Genomic DNA, 18258 nt, shown 5'->3' on the forward strand with positions numbered 1-18258 from the left:
GGGCTAGATATCGGGGGTGTCGATGAAATTGGCGCCGGCCTCGGCATGGGCATTGGAGATGGCGGCGCTGTCGTCCGTATCTGTGCCGCGTCGCCAGCGACCGACGAAGGTGGCCGTGCCGAGAGCCATCTCAGAAACCCTGAGGCCGGTGCCGCCGAACGGTCGAGCCTTCATCGGGTTAACTCCTTCTGGGGCTTCGGCACTTCCCCTGCGCCCGATGTGATCCATCAGCTAATCTATTTCGGGTATATACCCACACTAACGTCACAGAACCCTCACCACCCCCTTCGCCTTCAGAGAGCGGCGAGGAGATCGCGCAGTTGTTCGAGCCTCTCCTTGCCCAGCCGTTCCTCCATCGCCTTCTGGCTCCGCGCCCAGGCCTCGGCGGCGGTCTTGAGGAGTTCGGCGCCCTGCGGGGTGAGGGCGATGCAGGCCTCGCGCTGGTCGTCCTTGCCCCGCCGCATCTCCATCAGTCCATGCTTCGACAGCACCCGCACATTCCGGCCAACGGTGGAACGGTCGAGTTCGAGGAGCCGGCCAAGCTCGGTCATGCTGACCTCGCCTTTGTCCCGGACGGAGCGCAGCAGAGAATACTGCGCAACGTTGATCCCGAGCGGCGCGAGCGCCTCGTCGTACATGGCGCTGACCCGACGCGTCGCACGCCGCAGCCGGGCACAGTGGCAGGGGGTATCCATACGAACGTGTATATACCCGTACCATGCCCTCGTCCAGACCACCCGAAGGGGAAGAAACCCGCGGACGCCACGCCGAAGACGGTATGGCCCCAGGGCATGCGCCGATGGTCAAGTCGGGCGAGCCAGCTGGCCGGCACCGCACCGTCGCATCGTGCGCGCGCCTCGTCGTGAGGCCGGCTTGCGCTGCGCCGCGCATTGACGGCCGAGTGGAACGGGCGCTCATACTTAGCCGTCACATCAGCAACGCTTTTGAGCACGATCTGCACGGCTGGGGTGAACGTTCATGACTTACATTGTGCTGATAGCGGTCGGAGGCCTTCTGCTGCTGCAGTGGAGCGGCGCCATACCAATGGATAGCGTTGGCGGCGCGCTGGTGATCGCGGCCGCTGCAATCTTCGGTGCGCTGGCGGTCGCGATCCACGAGGCATGGACGAAGAAGCGCGGCGTCCTCGGCTGGATCGTCAACATCATTGTCTCATTCGCAGGCGCGTTGCTGATCGCTCCTCTCGCCGGCGGCGCGATGGTGGCATTGCTTCTTCCGTTCATGGACGGCGCATCGTCGCTGGCTGCGGCCGGCGGTGCCAGGATGTCAATTGCGCTCGCGGGCCAGCTGGCCCTCACGCTCCTGGGGGCTTGGGGCGCGCTATGGCTCGTGAACCGTTGGCGATGAGCGTCGGCGCCAGCCCCGACGACGCCCAACCGACGCAGGCGCAACAAGGCCGACTCGACACGATCCGTCGCGGCGCCATTAGGCTGCCTTGCCGCCGGCCCAATGCCGGTCCATCAAGCGCCGACCACGCCGCACGCTCCGACAGGCGCCCCAGTGACGACAAGACGCTCATTCCTCTTCCGAAGTGCTCCAGCCGCAGCACTTGCGACACTAACCGCGACCTGGTGGTCGCTAGCCCGGGCGGAGCCGGCCGGGCTTACAGGGCTCGAACAGGCGTTCGCGGCCATCGAGGCCGAGAGCGGCGGGCGGCTCGGGGTTGCAGTGCTTACGGCGACCGGTACGTCCGCGGGATATCGCGCGGATGAGCGCTTTCCGCTGTGCAGCACGTTCAAGGCCCTCGCCGCCGCTGCCATCCTCGCCCGGGTCGATGCCGGCACGGAGCAACTGGGGCGGCGCATCCCGGTGGCGCAGGCGGATATCCTCTCCTATGCCCCGGTGGCGAAGCAGCATGTGGGCGGAGAGATGACCATCGCCGACCTGTGCGCGGCTGCGGTGTTGGTCAGTGACAACACGGCGGCGAACCTGCTGCTGGAGGCCCTCGGCGGTCCGGCCGCGCTCACGGCGTTTGTCCGCACGCTGGGCGACACGAGCACGCGGCTCGACCGGATGGAGCCCGACCTCAACGAGGCGACGCCCGGCGACCCGCGCGACACGACCACCCCCGCCGCCATGGCGCGCGACATGCTGGTGCTTTCCACAGGTACCGCCCTGAGTACCGCATCGCGTGAGCGCCTGAACGGATGGCTCATTGCCTGCACCACCGGAACGGCAAAGCTCCGCGCCGGACTGCCGGCGGACTGGCGGGCCGGCGACAAGACCGGCTCCGGCAGCCACGGCACCAGCAACGACGTCGCGATGATCTGGCCACCGGGGCGCCCGCCGCTCGTCATCGCCTCCTACCTCACGCAGGCGCCCGGCGACGACGCGCGGCGCAATGGGATCCACGCCTCAGTCGCCCGCGCCGTCGCCGCCCTGGACGGCTGACGGAGCGAATATGAAACTGCTGCGGCGAGCGTTAACCGTCACTGCCCCACGGCATCCTTCACGCACTTCGTGGTGAAGCTGGTCTGTGCAGCTCCCTGGAGTTTCTTTTCCGCTGCTTGGGTGTCGCAGGCCGCGGTCGCGTCCTTCTGGCACTTGGTGAGGAAGCTGGTACGCGCCGCGCCAGCGAGCTTCTTCGCGTCGGCATTGGCAACGCAGGTGTCAGCCGAGGCGGCGGCGGCAGAAAGCGACAGCAGGGTGAACGCGATTGCGAGCGTCTTCATGATTTTTTCCTCCCAGGCTAGGCCCGTGATGGCAAGCTATCACCACCCCGGCTGCGGTTCGATGGTGTCCAAACGGCAGGCGCGGTTCGTCATGTTCACGGCTGCCCGCCCGGTCGGAGCTGATTGCCTCCCCGGCCGGGTCCAGCCCGAAGGCCGTGGGCCTGACGGCGGTTGCGCGCCATCGTCGAAGCGATAGAAATGCGGCTCTCTGGAGTTCGCGACCGTGTCCCCTGAAGGCCACATCCTCATTGTCGACGACGACGCCGAGATCCGCCGTCTCGCCGGCAAGTTCCTGCGCGAGCAGGGGCACAAGGTCACAGCCGCGCAGGATGCCCGAGAAATGCGGGAAGCGATGGCCGCCGGCACCGTGGATCTCGTCATTCTCGACATCATGCTGCCCGGCGCGAATGGGCTGGATCTGTGCCGGGACCTTCGCCGCACCTCGAATGTGCCCATCATCATGCTGACCGCGCGCGGCAGCGACGTGGACCGGATCGTTGGGCTGGAGATCGGTGCCGACGACTATCTGGCGAAGCCCTTCAACCCTCGGGAATTGCTCGCCCGCATCCACGCGGTTCTGCGCCGTGCGCGGCCATCAGGAGCGGCCGCCGCCACAGGCGGCTCGTGCCTCACGTTCGCCGGCTGGAGCCTCGATACGCGGCGGCGGGAGCTGGTCAATCCCGATGGCGCCATCATCGACCTCTCCACCGGGGAATATGACCTCCTTGTCACCTTCCTTGAGCATCCCCAACGGGTGTTGACGCGCGACCAGCTGATGGACGCCGCCAAGAACCGCACCGCCACCGGCTTCGACCGCGCCATCGACATCCAGGTGAGCCGGCTGCGCAAGAAACTCGATTCCCATGGCGGCCCTGAGATGGTGAAGACCGTGCGCGGCGCGGGCTACTTCTTCACCCCGCAGGTGGAGCGCGCGTGATCCGCGCCCTCGACAGCCTCGCCCTGCGCACCGCCCTGGTGGCTGTGGTGGGCATCGTGGTGGTGCATGTGCTCAGCCTGTGGACCTACGAGCACGCCATGGAGCGCGAGCGCCACGCCGCCCATGCCCTTCGTCTCGCGGACCAACTCGTCTCGCTGCGCCGCTCGGTGGCGGCGGTGGCGCCGGAAGGCCGCGAGGACGTGGCGCACGACCTGTCAGGCGGCGCCATCGATGCCCATTGGAGCCGGGACACCATGGCCGCGGCCGGACCGCGCCCCACGGAGGCGGGACAGCGCCTCGCCGACGAGGTCCGCACGCTGGCGCCGGAGATTCAGCCGGAGGACGTGCTGGTGAGCGCGGGGGCCGATCCCCATCTCAGCCTCGTTGCCCTGCGCCTGCCGGATGGAAGCTGGCTGAGCGCCCGCGTGTTCGCCTCGCCTCCTCAGTCGGCCGGCGCTCATGGATCGCTGCTCTCCACCACGCTCATGGCGGCCGGTGTGCTGCTGCTCTCGCTCGCCATCGCCGCGTGGCTCACACGCCCTCTCCGGGCCATGGCCCGCGCGGTCACGGCATTGCCGCAGGACGCCTCCCGCATCCGGCTTGCCGAGACCGGACCGAAGGAGGTTCGGGAGCTGGCCCATGCCTTCAACGACATGCAGGCGCGGATCGCCGGGCTGGTCGAACGGCGCACACAGGCCCTCGCCGCCGTCTCCCACGATCTGCGCACGCCCATGACCCGACTGCGCTTCCGCCTTGAAGATGTGACCGATGCCGACCTTCGCACGGCCATGGAAGGCGACATCGCGGAAATGGAGCAGATGGTCGAGGCCACCCTCTCCTACCTGCGTGGAGAAGCGAGCGAAGAGCCCCTGCGGCCGCTCGATCTCGTGGCTCTGGTGGAGACCATCGTGGACGATGTGCGGGATCGCGGACGTCCCGCCGGCCTCTCTGCGCCGCCGAGCCTCGTGATCGCGGGGCGTCTCGTCAGCCTGAAGCGGATGGTCTCCAACCTGATCGAGAACGCTGTCACCTATGGCGGCGCCGCGTCTGTATCCCTCACCGATGCGGGTGCTGACGCGGTGGTGACGGTGCGCGACCACGGTCCGGGCATCCCTGAGGATCAGCTGACCGCCGTGTTGGAGCCCTTCGTGCGGCTGGAAGGTTCGCGGAGCCGATCGACGGGAGGTGTGGGGCTCGGCCTCACCATCGCGCGCACGGTGGCCGAGGCACACGGCGGTACGCTGACCCTGGCCAACGCGCCCGACGGCGGGCTCCTCGCCTCGGTACGCCTGCCCAAGGCCCAGCCTGAAACAAACTGATACAGAAGCGAAACGCGGCGTGACGCCTCGCGCGCTATCAGCCTCCCGTACCGGAGTCGCAAACCGACGGGGAGAGGCATGTCGCGCCACGTGTTGCACGGATTGGGTCTTGGGCTGTGCGGCCTTCTCGGCGCCTTGTTTCTTTCGGCCGTCGCCTTTGCGCATGAAGGTCATGACCATGGCCAACCGCCGCCCCAGGTCACCACACTAGCCCCCCGCGCCGAAGCGGCCTCCGTCGATTTCGAGCTGGTCGCCGTCCTGCGCGACGGTGCCCTCACCATCCATCTCGACCGCTTCGCCGACAACGCCCCGGTCGACGACGCCACCGTCGAGGTGGAAACGCCGGACGGCTCCCACGCCGCGAAGCCAGCGGGGCCAGGCACATATGTTCTGCCCGCGCCGTTCGTGGCGACGCCGGGCGCGCATGATCTCGCCTTCACCATCACAGCCGGCGACACGGTGGACGTGCTCGCTGCCACGCTGACAGTCCCGCCCCCGACTGGTCTCTCCGACGCCAGGACGGCCCCTCCTGCGACCTTGGCGCAGCTCGGCGGGCTGCCGACCGGGGCACTCACGGGCCTGGGCGCCGGACTTGTCATCGGCTTCCTCGCCGGAGCGTTCGTGGTATCGCGCCGGCGCACACCCACCCTTCTCGTCCTTACCGTATTGGGCATCGTGCTTTCCGTGGCGCCATCGGGAGCCCGAGCCACAGAGGCGCCGAAGACGAGCCCGCGGGACAGCGCCCAGCGCCTGCCCAACGGATCCGTCATCGTACCCAAGCCGACGCAGCGCATTCTGGGGGTCCGAACGGTGGTCTCAGCGGAGAGCAACCTCTCCCCAACGGTCGAGTTGCCCGGCCGCGTGGTGCCGGACGCCAATGCCAGCGGCCTGGTCCAGACCGCCGTGGGCGGACGACTCGCGCCGCCGGAGAGCGGCTTCAAACCGCTCGGTACGCGAGTCGCTGCAGGGGAAATCCTCGCGTTCGTGCATCCGCCCATCGGCGCCTCCGATCTCAAGGACCTGGAGCAGCAGGGCTACGAACTGGATCAGCAGATCGCCCTCGTGAAGCGCCGCTACGAGCGGCTCTCGGCCATTCCCAACGCGGTCACACGCCGCGAGGTGGAGGAGGCGGAGATCGAGCTGAACGGCCTCAAGACCCGCCGGGCCAAGCTGGAGCGGGTGCAGCGCGAGCCGGAGGCGCTTCGTGCACCGGTGGCCGGGATCATCGCCTCCACCGACGCCGTGGCGGGGCAGATGGCGGATCCGAATACCGTTGTGTTCCGCATCGTCGATCCCTCCCGGCTCTGGGTGGAGGCGCTCGGGTTTTCGCCGGATGCGGGACGATCCGGCGCCACCGGCCGCCTTCCGAACGGACGCACGGTGGCCCTCACCTTTCTGGGGGCGGGCATATCCGACCGCGCCCAGGCGCTCCCCCTCCTGTTCTCGGTCGCCTCGGATACCGCGGAGCTGCGCCCAGGCCAGTTCCTGACGGTATTCGCCGAGGCCGGCGCCCCGCGCATTGGCATCGCGATCCCCCGCTCGGCGGTGGTGCGCGGGGCGAACGGCCAGTCCGTGGTCTATGCGCACGTCAGCGCCGAGCGCTTCGTCTCCTTGGAGGTGAAGACCGCGCCCCTCGACGCCGCCCGCGTGCTGGTGGTGGCGGGTCTCTCGCCCGGCCAGCGCGTCGTGACCGAGGGCGCCGAGCTTATCGACCAGATCCGCTGAGGCCGGCCGATGTTCACCGTCCTCGTCACCCAGTCCCTGCGCAACCGCCTGCTGGTGCTGGCGCTCGCGGCCGTGCTGGTGGTCACCGGTGCCTATGCGGTGACCCGCCTGCCGGTGGACGTGCTGCCGGACCTCAATCGTCCCACCGTGACCATCATGACCGAGGCGGAGGGCCTCGCCCCGGCCGAAGTCGAGCAACTCGTCACCTTTCCGCTTGAAACGGCGATGAACGGGCTGCCGGGCCTCATCCGCCTGCGGTCGGTGTCGGGCGTCGGCCTCTCCATCCTCTATGTGGAATTCGACTTCGGGACCGATATCTTCCGCGACCGCCAGCAGATCGCCGAACGCCTTGCGCTGGTGCGGGACCGCCTGCCGGCGAACGTCTCGCCGCAGATGGGGCCGATCAGCTCCATCATGGGGCAGATCCTGATGTTCGCCGTGACCAGCGACACGGCCTCACCCATAGCGGTGCGCGAGGCGGCGGATTTCGTCATCAGGCCCCGGCTCCTCGCCATTCCCGGCATCGCCCAGGTCATTCCCATGGGCGGCGACGTGCGGCAGTTCCGCGTCTCGCCGGACCTTGCTGCGATGCGCGCCAACGGCATCCTCCTTGATGCTCTGGACAAGGCGCTCCAGCAGTTCGGCACCAATTCGGGCGGCGGCTTCGCCGACCAGAGCGGGCGTGAGTTCCTGATCCGGAACATCGCCCGCACGCTCAGCCTCGATGATCTGAAGACCCTCGTGCTGCCCCGCCCCGCCGGAGGCAACGTCTTCCTCCACCAGATCGCGCAGGTGGACTACGCCGCGCGGCTGAAGCGCGGCGATTCCGGCTACATGGGGCGGCCGGCCGTGATCCTCTCGGTGGAGAAACAGCCGGAGGCGGACACCCTCGCCCTCACGCGCGCGGTGGAAGCGGCGGTGGCCGATCTCAACCGCACGCTCCCGAACGGCATCCGCATCTCCCCGCCGGTATTCCGGCAGGCCGACTTCATCACCGCCTCCATCGGCAATGTGGAGAAGGTGCTGATGGAAGCCATGGCGGTGGTGGCCGTGGTGCTGTTCGCGTTCCTGCTCAACTGGCGCACCACGCTCATCTCGCTCACCGCCATTCCGGTGTCGATCCTCAGCACCGCCATCGTGTTCCACGCCTTCGGCCTTTCCATCAACACCATGACGCTGGGCGGCCTTGCCATCGCCATCGGCGAGTTGGTGGATGATGCCGTGGTGGACGTGGAGAACATCTTTCGGCGCCTCAGGGAGAACGCCGCGGCGGCGGTGCCCCGCCCGGTGTTCGACGTGGTGGTGGCGGCGAGCCGGGAGGTGCGCTCGGGCATCGTCTACGCGACGCTGATCATCGTGCTGGTGTTCGTGCCCCTTTTTGCGCTGCCCGGCATCGAAGGGCGTCTGTTCGCCCCGCTGGGGCAGGCCTACATCGTCTCCATCCTCGCCAGCCTCGCCACCTCCATCACGCTGACGCCGGTGCTCGCCTTCTATCTGCTGCCGGCACTCAGCCGGCATACGGAGCGGGACGGCGCGCTGGTGCGCATGCTGAAGGGCGGGTACGCGGCGGTGCTCTCCAGCGCCTTCCGCCACCCAGGTCTCGTGAGGGGAACGACGACGCTGCTCTTCGTCGCCGCCCTCGCCGCCGCCGCCGGGCTGCCGCGTGCCTTCCTGCCGCCCTTCAATGAAGGCTCGCTGACTATTTCCATGTCGTTCCGTCCCGGGCTCTCGCTCGCCGAGAGCCATCGCATGGGGCTCATCGCCGAGGGGCTCATCCTGGAGGTTCCGGAGGTTAAGGCGGTGGGCCGCCGCACCGGGCGGGCGGAGCTGGATGAGCATGCGGAGGGCGTGCATGCCTCCGAGATCGAGGTGGACCTTCGGCCCTCCATCCGCAGCCGCGCCGAGATCACCGCCGACATCCGCGATCGGCTTGCCATCCTGCCCGCGTCCTTCAACATCGGCCAACCCATCTCGCACCGGCTCGACCACATGCTCTCGGGCGTGCGGGCCGAGATCGCCCTGAAGCTGTTCGGCGAAGACCTCGACACCCTGCGCGCGACTGCGGAGGGTCTGCGCCAGCGCCTCGCCGCAATCCCAGGGCTCGTCGACCTGCAGGTGGAGCGGCAGGTGCGCGTGCCCGAGGTGACGGTGCGCGTGGACTATGGCCGTGCCGCCCTCTATGGCCTCCAGCCGGCCCAGGTGACGGAGGCGCTGGCGCGGCTCTCCAACGGGCGCGTGGTTTCGACCCTCGTGGACGGGAACCGGCGCTTCGACCTGGTTGTCCGCTTGCCCGACGCGACGCGCAGCGCTGACGGGTTGGCCAGCCTCCTCATCGAGACGCCATCCGGCTGGATACCGCTCTCGCAGGTGGCCGAAGTGAAGGAGACGGACGGGCCGAACCAGATCCTGCGTGAAGGCGGACGGCGGCGCATCGTGGTGCTGGCCAACACCTCCGGCGCGCGGGACACGGGGGCCATCATCGCCGACATGCGGCGGGTCATCGGTGAAACAGCCCTTCCGGCGGGGACTTCGACCAGCCTTGAGGGCACCTTCACGGCGCAGGAGGACGCCATGCGCACGATCGTCGGCCTTGCCGCCGTGTCGCTGCTGCTGGTCTTCGCCATCCTCTACAGCCGCTATCGCTCGGCTTTGTTCGCGCTGGTCATCATGGGCAGCGTGCCGCTGGCGCTCATCGGCGCCGTGGCGGCGCTATGGCTCGCCGGGCAGCCTCTTTCGGTCGCGAGCATGGTCGGCTTCGTCACGCTCACCGGCATCGCCGCGCGCAACGGCATCCTGAAGATCAGCCACATCATCAATCTCGCGATCACCGAGCGCCTGCCTTTCGGCCCGGCGCTGGTGACGCGCGGTAGCCTCGAGCGACTGACCCCGGTGCTGATGACGGCGGCTTCCGCCGGCATTGCTTTGCTGCCGCTCATGAGCGGGGCGGAGGTGCCGGGCAAGGAAATCCTCCACCCGGTCGCCATCACCATTTTTGGCGGCCTCGTCAGCGCCACGCTGCTCGACGCCGTGCTCACCCCCGTCCTCGTCCTCGCCTACGGCCGCCGCCCGCTGGAGCGGCTCGTGGCCGCGGCCGGCGAGGCTTCTCCCCTTGCCCGCGCCGCGCGCGCCGACGCCTTTTGACGGAGCCTACCATGAATTTCCGACGCCTCGTTCCCGCCCTCCTGGCTCTGCCCCTCGCCGCCACGCCGCTGTTCGCGCACGAGCCCGGCGTCGGGGCCAACGGCGGGGTGCGGGTGGATGCCGGGCACTATCATGCCGAGCTGGTGGCCGACGGCACCCCCGCCGTCGCGCTCTATCTCAGCGACGGATCCGACAAGCCCATCGCGGCCGATGGTTTCAAGGCCAACGCCATCCTCGTGGTGGACGGCAAGGCCCAGCGCTTCCCGCTCGCTCCCGCCGGCGCCAACCGGCTTGCCGGCACCGCCGCCGTGGCCGTTCCCAAGGGGGTGAAGGGCGCGGTCCAGATCACAGCTCCGGACGGCTCCGCTGCCCAGGCCAAATACTGAAGACACCTGATTTCCCGGGCCCGCCTTGTCTGCCCGGCGACGCGCCCAAGAGGCTGACCATGACCCGACCGATGCCCCCCTCTCTCACCCGCCGCTCCTTCCTCGCGGGCAGCGCGGCAATGGGCGCGCTCGCCGTTTCCGGCGGGTGGACCCGCGCCCTCGCGGCGCCCCTTCTCAGCGTCGAGAGCATGACGCTCGAGGTGAACGGCAAGGCCGCCAAGGTGTTCACGGTGAAAGGCCCGGGCGGGGAAGGCATCTTCGCCAAGGAGGGCGACCGGCTCGCTGGCGGGGTGCTCAATGCCTCCGGATCGCCGGCGGTCATGCACTGGCACGGCCAGCTCTTTGCCCCGGCCGACCAGGATCGCGCCCGTCCCGGTGGCGGTGAACTGGCGCCCGGGAGCACGGATCAGGTGGACTTCCTCCTGACGCCCGGCACCCACTGGATGCACTCCCATACGCTCAGCGAACAGCAGCTTCTCGCCGCCCCCCTCGTGACCCGGGAGGCCGACGCCGGTGATGTGCAGGATGTGGTGGTGATGCTGCACGACTTCTCGTTCCGAAGCGCGGAGGAGATCCTCGCCGGTCTCGGCGGGAGCAGCGCTCATGGCAGCCACGGCATGGGCGGGTCCATGCCGGGAATGGCCATGCCCGGAATGGGCCATTCCGGGCATGGGATGGGTGAAATGGGCGGCATGGGATCCATGGGGGGAGCTATGGGCGGCGGGATGTCCGGGTCACCCCCCGCCGGCCAGATGGGCCACGGCATGGGTGGGGGAATGGGTGGCGGCATGATGGCCCACGCCAACGATGTCGATTACGACGCCTTCCTCGCCAACCGGCGCACCCTCGCCGACCCCGAAACGGTGCAGGTGGAGAAGGGCGGCCGGGTGCGCCTGCGCATCATCAACGGCGGCACGGCCACGGCCTTCTTCATCAGTGTGCCCGGCCTCAGGCCCAGATGCATCGCCGTGGATGGGTCGCCGTGCGTTCCCGTCGAGGCAGATGCCTTTCCGCTGGCCCAGGGCCAGCGGATCGACCTCATCGTGGATATTCCCGCGGGCGGCGGCGCTTTTCCCGTACTGGCCCAGGTGGAGTCTTCGCCGCGCCGTACCGGCCTCGTCCTGGCCACCGCCGGGGCTTCCGTGGCGCGTATCGCCGAGAGCGCGGACCGGCTGCAGGGCCTTGTCGATCTCGCATTCGAGACGCGCCTCGCAGCGGCGAAGCCGCTCGTGCCGCGCACAGCCGACCGGGTCATTCCCATCATGCTCGGAGAGGAGGCCGGCTATCGCTGGACCATCAACGGCCGCATCTATGGCGAGGCCAAGCCGTTCGAGGCAAGTCCCAGCGAGCGCGTCGAACTGACGTTCATGAACCCCACCACCATGAGCCATCCCATGCACCTGCATGGCCACCATTTCCAGGTGGTCGGCATCGGCGGGCGCCGTTTCTCCGGCGCCATCCGCGACACGGTAATGGTGCCGCCGCACGTGCCTGTCACCGTCGCCTTCGACGCTGGCCCGAAGGGCGAGTGGTTTCTGCACTGCCATCACCTCTACCACATGGCCACCGGCATGATGGCGGTGGTGAAGATTGCTTGATCCCGCAGAAGGGAGACTGTCATGCACTACGATCAGATGATGGGCGGCGGCATGTGGGGGATGTGGCTGTTCGGCCTTCTCGTTCTGGCGCTTGTCGTGCTCGGCATCGCCGCGCTCATTAAGTATCTCGGGCGGTGAAGCGGGAGCGCCGCCCAGACATCTTGGAGTTGTTTGGTCGCCATCTGGAGACCACCAGTCTGGTTCTCCCGAAGTCGCGCTGGATTCATGGGGTAAATCAGCCGCTGCACGGCGCAGGCAGTCCCTTCACTCCTCTCCGAGCCCGAACCGGTTGGGCATACGCTTCTCGAGATTGAACTTGAGCAGTGCGGCAGAGCGGAAGATGCCGTGGGCGAACTTGCCATAGGGTAGCGTCAGGAACAGCGCCATCACCGTGCCGAGATGGATGGCGAGCCACAGCGCCATGAAGCGGGTATCGCGCAGCAGCAGAAGTGCGAAACCGGTGACGCTGACCAAGATCAGCAGCATGATGAAGCCGCGATCCATGGTGTTCTGCTGGACGTCGGCCCGCAGCGCATCGCGCTTCAGGTTCAGCCACAACAGGCCGATCGGACCGATGATCAGGCCGAGGCCGCCAAGCGATCCCAGAATGACCGGCGCGCTGGTGAAGGCATAGGGCGCGTGCAGGTCGAACAGATAATGATACAGGGTCGCGACACAGGTCGCCGCGAAGCACAACAGGAAGCCGTAGAGCGTCATCTGGTGGAACCGGCGGCGCCACAGGGTGAATGCGTCATCGCCCTCGTTGCAGCCATCGCCGTGGCCTCCACCGAGATAGCGCAGGCGCGCAACGTCCGTGAGGGCCTCCGCCGCGGCCGGCACGCGCGCTTTGGCAGCGGCGGCGATGGCAGAAAGATCCCCGTCTCTGGTGGGCGAAACCGATCGCCAGAATTGGGTGACGCCGACCCCAAGCGCGAGGATCGCAAACAGGAACACCGCGCCGAACAGCACGGCGAGGAAGTTGTGCGGGAAGATCGCGTAGAAATTCCCTGCCAGCGGCTCGTGGATCAGCTGGCCGTTCATGGCGATCGCGAGGATCATGAACAGCGCGAGACCGCCGGCGAGCGCAAGAGCGACGGTCAGTCCGGCCCGGTCATAGAGCCGGCCGAACGCCCGCGGCCACGCATAATCCTGATAGGTGCGCACGCGCACCTTCGCCATGGCCTGCGGGACATTGACGGCGAATTCGTGCGGCGGCGCATATTGGCAGGCATAGAGGCACGAGCCGCAATTGTGGCAGAGGTTCGCCAGGTAATGGGTGTCGGCCTTGCTGAACTCCAGCCGCCGCGTCATCGCCGGGAAGACGGCGCAAAAGCCTTCGCAGTAACGGCAGGCGTTGCAAATCTGCATGACGCGGGCAATCTCTGCCTCGCCCGCGCTCAGGGCGCCCGCGAGGTTCACGCCGCCCTCGCAGGCGCCGCCGGCAACGGGCGCTGCCGGATCATCGTGCGGCGGCATAAGCCATTTCCTCCTGAAATGTGGGGTGGCGGTGCCCAGTGCTCGCGGCGGCATTGACGCCGGCGATGCGTCCGAAGGCCGTGCCGATGCTCATGCCGACACCAGCGGTGTAGCCCTTGCCGAGCACGTTGCCCGCAACCATCTCGCCGGCGGCAAACAGATTGTCGCTCGGCACGCCCTTGAAGCGCACGGCGGCGGTCGCATCGGTCTTCATGCCGAGATAGGTGAAGGTGATGCCGGGTTTGAGCGGATAGGCGTAGAACGGCGGGGTGTCGATCACGCGGGCCCAGTGGGTCTTGGCCGGCGCGAGGCCTTCGGTGCGGCAATCGTCGAGCGAGGTGTGGTCGAAAGTGCCGGGACGGCAGGCGGCATTATAGGCGGCGAGCGTCGCGACGAAGGACTCCGGATCGATGCCGATCCTGACGGCGAGGTCGTCCAGCGTGCTCGCTTTGGTGCCCTCGAACACCGGCGGCATGAAGCGCCCGATGGCCTTCTGGTCGATGATCGACCACGCGGTCTGGCCGGGCTGCTGCGCCACGAGGCGGCCCCAGATCGCATAGCGCTTCGGCCAGAAATCCTCGCCCTCGTCGTAGAAGCGCTTGCCTTCGCGATTGACGACGACACCCAGCGAGACGCAGTCGATGCGGGTGCAGATGCCGCCGTCATAGAGCGGTGCGCGGGCATCGATGGCGACGCAATGTGCCTGGGTTGGATCACCGATCGAGTCCGCCCCCGCATCGATCATGAATCTGAGCAGAACGCCCTGATTGAAGCGGGTGCCACGAATGAGGAAATTCTCTGCGGTCCATTCGCCGCGCGCGTTCTGGCCCCAGGCCTCACGTTGCCATTCGAGATTGGACTCGAAGCCGCCGCACGCGAGAATGCAGCTTTTCGCGGCGATGCGCTCACCGCCCTGCGTGATTGCGGCGATGAACCGGCCGTTCTTCAGTTCGAGACTCTTCACCGGCGTGCCGTAGCGAACTTCGGCGCCCAGCGCTTCTACGCTGCGATAATAGGCATTCACCAAGGCCTTGCCGCCGCCCATGAAGAAGGCGTTGGTCCGGGCCACATGGAGCGCGCCCGACAAGGGCGGCTGGAAGTGGACGCCGTGCTTGCGCATCCACGGCCGGCAGCGCGACGAATGCCGGATCACGAGGCGCGCCAACCGCTCGTCGGTCAGCCCGCCAGTGACCTTCAGCAGGTCCTGCCAGAACTCCTCTTCGGGATAGGCGTCGACCAACACGTCCTGCGGCGCGTCATGCATGCAGCGCAGATTGCGCACATGCATGGAATTGCCACCCCGCCATTCCTTCGGCGCGGCTTCCAGCATCAACACCGACGCTCCCGCCTCACGCGCCATAAGGGCCGAGCACAGGGCCGCGTTGCCGCCGCCGATGACGAGAACGTCGGGCATGGATGAGGGTGTCGTCACGCCATGGGCTCCGCTGCAACGTTTCGTCCCGCAAGCCAGCCGAATGTCAGAGCGGGACCGAGCGTGATCCCGGGCCCCGGATAGGCACCTTCCATGATGGACGCCATATCGTTGCCGCAGGCATAAAGGCCAGGGATCGGTTTGCCGTCGACCGCCAGCACGCGCGCCTCCTCATCGGTGACGATGCCTGCCGACATGCCGAGATCGGCAGGCATCACGGCGACGGCGTAGAACGGCGCAGCCTTCAGCGGCGCGACGCAGGGATTGGGCTGCTGATCGGCGTCGCCGAGCGATCGCTGATAGATATTGCTGCCGCGCCCGAACGCCGGATCTTCGCCGCGATCGGCGTGCGCGTTGAACGTGGCGATGGTGCGTTCCAGTTCGCCGGGTGGGACGCCAATCCGCTGGGCAAGCGCGCCGATCGTATCGGCGCGCTTGAGATAGCCCGACGTGACGTCTGCCCGCACCGAGGCGGCAAACGGCTTGATCTTGCCGAGCCCGTATTTCCAGAGGAAGCGGCTGTCGCAGATCAGCCAGGCCGGGATTGCGCTGTTGGCATGCGCCAGCTGGGCACGGACGAATTCGTGATAGGATACGGCCTCATTGACAAAACGCCGTCCATGGCCATCGACGGCGATCAGACCCGGCTTGGCGCGGTCTGTCACCGTGTGCGGATAGACACCGCGGCTGCCATCGGCCCGCGTGAAGGTCGAAGCCGGTACCCAGAAGGCGCCATCGCGTGTCGGCGCCGAGAGCTGGGCGCCGATCGCCGTCGCCAGCCGCGCCCCGCGCGGTGCGGTGCCGGGACACACCGTCGCCGTCAGCGCGCCTGCGCTGTCCGGGACGAAGGCGCGGCGCAGTTCCGCATCGTGCGAGATGCCGCCGGTGGCGAGCACGATACCCCGGCGCGCGCCCACGCGCCGCGCGCGCGCCGCCGCATCCCGCGTTTCCAGCACCGCGATGCGACCGTTCCCATCCGCGTGCAGCGCATCCACCGTCGTGCCGGTGCGAAGGGTGACGCCGAGATCGATGACGGATTTCAGCAACCGCGCGACGAGGGCATTGCCAAGGTAAAGCGTCGTGCCGCGGCGGGCGCCAAGACGCTGCAGGCCGTATCTGAACAGCAGTTTTGCCACGTGCAATGCCGCCCGCGGTGACTTCGTCATCCGGCGCAGGTGCGGAATGTCCTGGCGGCTGATCATCATGCCGCCGAACAGGGTGAATTCCGGCAGCGGATCGCGCACCAGCGCGAAGGCCCTGCCGAGGGCGCGCGCATCGAACGGGACGGGTTCGAGCACGCGCCCGCCCGACGTCGCACCGGGCAAATCGGGATAATAGTCGGGATAGGTGACGACCGGCTGCAGGCGCAGGCTGGTGCGCGCTTCCAGATCGCGGATCGCCGCATCGCCGCTCGCCAGGAAGGCCTCCAGCCGCGTGCGGTCGGTGCCGGGCACGGTTGCCGCGAGATAGGCGCGCGCCGCCTCGAGACTGTCCGGACGCTGCCCGGAAGCCTTGTGATTGGCCGGAATCCATACCATTCCGCCGGAGATTGCCGTCGTGCCACCGACGACATCGGCCTGCTCAAGCAGCAGGACCGAGCAGCCCCGCGCCGCCGCGGTGCTGGCGGCGGTGAGGCCGCCGGCACCCGCGCCCACCACGACGACGTCGAAGACCTCGTCCGGTGCATCAGGACCCGATGATGTCATACCATGCCGCCATTCGGCTGCACGATCTGGCCCTGCACCCAGGATGCCTGCCCGGAGGCGAGGAAGCGCACGACCTCCGCGATCTCTTCCGGACGGCCGATACGGTTGAATGGACTGAAGCCGGCCATGCGTTGTTTGGCTTCTTCGGTCTTGCCCGCGTTGAAGAGGTCGGTGTCCACCGGACCCGGAGCCACGGCGTTGACGCGCACGCCACGGCCCGAGAGCTCCTTCGCCATCGCGCGCACCAGGCTTTCCACGGCGGCCTTGGTCGCCGCATATGGGCCGGTGCCGGGAACGGCGTGGCGGACCAACGACGTCGTGACGGCCACGATCGCGCCGCCGTCCTTCACCCGGCGCGCGGATTCGGCGAGCACGTTGAACGCGCCGACGACATTGACGTCGAGCAGCTCGCGGAAGTGGTCCGGACTGAAGCTCACCATCGGCGCGCCGGGCACGTTGACGCCGGCATTGGCGATGACGGCCTGCGGCGCGGCGCCGAAATCGGCCTCGACCTCATCGAACACCTTGGCCACCGACGCCGCATCGCGGATGTCGGCCTGATAGCTCTTGCCGGAGACCGGGGCGGAGGCTTGGGTCGAATAGGTCGAGGCGACCTGCCAGCCGGCGTCGGAAAAAGTCTTGACGCAGGCGGCGCCGATGCCGCGCGAACCGCCAAAAATGAGCACTACGGGAGATGACGTCGTCATAAGATGGTCCTCTAGGAAAGGGGATGGGGGAGGACGCCGGCGGTTCGAGCGCGACAGACGAAACCCATCCGGCGTGCACTGCCCGAACCACCCCTCTTTGATCCGCCGGATCGCGCGCGATGGCGTTGGGCACAGGCGCAGGCGGCGGAGCGATCCTGACGGGCCGTCCCGTCAGGACGACGGTGGACCGGCCATGCGTTCCCGCGTCGCCGCGATGGTTGCCTCGATGCCGCTCTGGAGATCGTAGCGTGGCGCATAGCCGAGTTCGGTCCTCGCCCGGCTGATATCGAGGGCGCCTTTCACCGCGCTCAAGATCCGGCCGCCGTGGTGATACGGGCCATTGTCGCCAACCGTGATCCTTGCCCCTGGAATGGCCCGGTTGACCGCCTCCGCGGTGTCGCGCAGCGTGGGAGCGACGCCGGTCGCAATATTGTAGGCGTCATAGGTGTGCTTGGGCTTGTCGAGCGCCAGCAACGCCCCGGCGACCGTGTCGTCGATATAGACCTGATCCACCGCGAAGGCCCCGCCATCGGGCTGGTGGAAAGATTCCCCGCGCAGGGCCGCCTCGACGAACGTCCGCGGCATCCGCAAGCGCGGCAGATGCGGGCCATAGACCCAGCAGGTCCGCACATTGATGCATTCGAGGCCGTGCTCGCGCGAATAGACCCGCCCGTAATGTTCGGCGGCAAGCTTGGTGAGGCCGTAGACGCTGAGGGGCGTCTGCGGATGATCCTCGTCGATCACGGGCGCGCGGAAATCGCCGTAAGTCTCTTCGGTGCTGATATGGATGACCCGCTTCACGCCGCCGAGGCGCATGGCCTCGAACACGTTGATGGAGCCCTCCACATTGACGCGCTGGGCCTTGATCGGCACGTCCGCGGCCTGGACCACGCCGACGATCGCGGCGGCGTGGATCACCGCATCGGGTCGATGGGTCTCAAACAGGCGCACCACCTGATGCCACTCGCCCAGATCGGCGATCGCAGTCGTCAGCTGCGGCTGGTGCGCGGCGAGCGCGGCGATCGCGGGCGACACCGCGATATCGGTCGCAACGACCGCATCGCCCCGCTTCAGCAGCGCCTCGACGATTGCGCTGCCGAGCCAGCCGCTGGCGCCTGTGACGAGAATTTTCTTTGCCATG

The 18258-nt window shown here is 67.9% G+C and carries 16 protein-coding genes; 8 read left to right on the plus strand and 8 right to left on the minus strand.

Features of this window, described 5'->3' with window-relative positions; translation table 11 throughout:
* Positions 1-3: 3 nt before the first annotated feature.
* Positions 4-174, minus strand: coding sequence for a hypothetical protein (locus ACT54R_RS06145; RefSeq protein WP_476324574.1), 171 nt, complete (start codon positions 172-174; stop codon positions 4-6).
* A gap of 119 nt (positions 175-293) precedes the next feature.
* The gene (locus ACT54R_RS06150; RefSeq protein WP_476324576.1) at positions 294-695 is read right to left on the minus strand and encodes a MarR family winged helix-turn-helix transcriptional regulator; all 402 of its coding nucleotides are present in this window, start codon (positions 693-695) and stop codon (positions 294-296) included.
* 283 nt (positions 696-978) lie between these two features.
* Here ACT54R_RS06150 and ACT54R_RS06155 point away from each other — a divergent pair, with 283 nt between their 5' ends.
* Entirely contained in the window at positions 979-1365 is a 387-nt protein-coding gene (locus ACT54R_RS06155) for a hypothetical protein (protein WP_476324578.1), read from the plus strand.
* A gap of 153 nt (positions 1366-1518) precedes the next feature.
* The gene (gene bla / locus ACT54R_RS06160) at positions 1519-2409 is read left to right on the plus strand and encodes a class A beta-lactamase (protein ID WP_476324580.1); all 891 of its coding nucleotides are present in this window, start codon (positions 1519-1521) and stop codon (positions 2407-2409) included.
* Positions 2410-2447: 38 nt separating this feature from the next.
* On the opposite strand, the gene ACT54R_RS06165 is transcribed toward bla, so the two are convergent.
* Positions 2448-2690 carry a hypothetical protein gene (locus ACT54R_RS06165; RefSeq protein ID WP_168459468.1) on the minus strand — a complete coding sequence of 81 codons (243 nt, stop codon included), beginning with the start codon at positions 2688-2690 and terminating at the stop codon, positions 2448-2450.
* 223 nt (positions 2691-2913) lie between these two features.
* Here ACT54R_RS06165 and ACT54R_RS06170 point away from each other — a divergent pair, with 223 nt between their 5' ends.
* From ACT54R_RS06170 to ACT54R_RS06195, 6 genes are all read left to right on the plus strand, one after another.
* A complete protein-coding gene (locus ACT54R_RS06170) occupies positions 2914-3627 on the plus strand; it encodes a response regulator (RefSeq protein ID WP_476324582.1) in 714 nt (237 codons plus the stop codon).
* Entirely contained in the window at positions 3624-4946 is a 1323-nt protein-coding gene (locus ACT54R_RS06175; RefSeq protein ID WP_476324584.1) for an ATP-binding protein, read from the plus strand. The genes ACT54R_RS06170 and ACT54R_RS06175 overlap by 4 nt, the downstream gene beginning before the upstream one ends.
* 78 nt (positions 4947-5024) lie before the next feature.
* The gene (locus ACT54R_RS06180; protein WP_476324586.1) at positions 5025-6671 is read left to right on the plus strand and encodes an efflux RND transporter periplasmic adaptor subunit; all 1647 of its coding nucleotides are present in this window, start codon (positions 5025-5027) and stop codon (positions 6669-6671) included.
* A gap of 9 nt (positions 6672-6680) precedes the next feature.
* Positions 6681-9812 carry an efflux RND transporter permease subunit gene (locus ACT54R_RS06185; protein WP_476324588.1) on the plus strand — a complete coding sequence of 1044 codons (3132 nt, stop codon included), beginning with the start codon at positions 6681-6683 and terminating at the stop codon, positions 9810-9812.
* Positions 9813-9823: 11 nt separating this feature from the next.
* Entirely contained in the window at positions 9824-10198 is a 375-nt protein-coding gene (locus tag ACT54R_RS06190) for a hypothetical protein (protein ID WP_476324590.1), read from the plus strand.
* Between the two features lie 59 nt (positions 10199-10257).
* Positions 10258-11796: a multicopper oxidase family protein gene (locus ACT54R_RS06195; RefSeq protein WP_476324592.1), complete on the plus strand. Its 1539-nt coding sequence runs from the start codon at positions 10258-10260 to the stop codon at positions 11794-11796.
* Between the two features lie 264 nt (positions 11797-12060).
* Here ACT54R_RS06195 and tcuB read toward each other — a convergent pair whose 3' ends face one another.
* The 5 genes from tcuB to ACT54R_RS06220 form a co-directional block, all read right to left on the minus strand.
* Positions 12061-13272, minus strand: a complete 1212-nt coding sequence (gene tcuB, locus ACT54R_RS06200; RefSeq protein ID WP_476324594.1) for a tricarballylate utilization 4Fe-4S protein TcuB — start codon at positions 13270-13272, stop codon at positions 12061-12063.
* Complete coding sequence (gene tcuA, locus ACT54R_RS06205) at positions 13256-14686, minus strand: FAD-dependent tricarballylate dehydrogenase TcuA (RefSeq protein ID WP_476326409.1); 1431 nt, start codon at positions 14684-14686, stop codon at positions 13256-13258. The genes tcuB and tcuA overlap by 17 nt, the downstream gene beginning before the upstream one ends.
* 14 nt (positions 14687-14700) lie before the next feature.
* Positions 14701-16410, minus strand: coding sequence for an FAD-dependent oxidoreductase (locus tag ACT54R_RS06210; protein WP_476324596.1), 1710 nt, complete (start codon positions 16408-16410; stop codon positions 14701-14703).
* The gene (locus ACT54R_RS06215) at positions 16407-17117 is read right to left on the minus strand and encodes an SDR family oxidoreductase (protein ID WP_476324598.1); all 711 of its coding nucleotides are present in this window, start codon (positions 17115-17117) and stop codon (positions 16407-16409) included. Before ACT54R_RS06215 ends, ACT54R_RS06210 begins: the two co-directional genes overlap by 4 nt.
* A gap of 171 nt (positions 17118-17288) precedes the next feature.
* Positions 17289-18257 carry an NAD-dependent epimerase/dehydratase family protein gene (locus ACT54R_RS06220; protein WP_476324600.1) on the minus strand — a complete coding sequence of 323 codons (969 nt, stop codon included), beginning with the start codon at positions 18255-18257 and terminating at the stop codon, positions 17289-17291.
* Position 18258: the final 1 nt, after the last annotated feature.

This window comes from Xanthobacter sp. DMC47 (genome assembly GCF_056313845.1).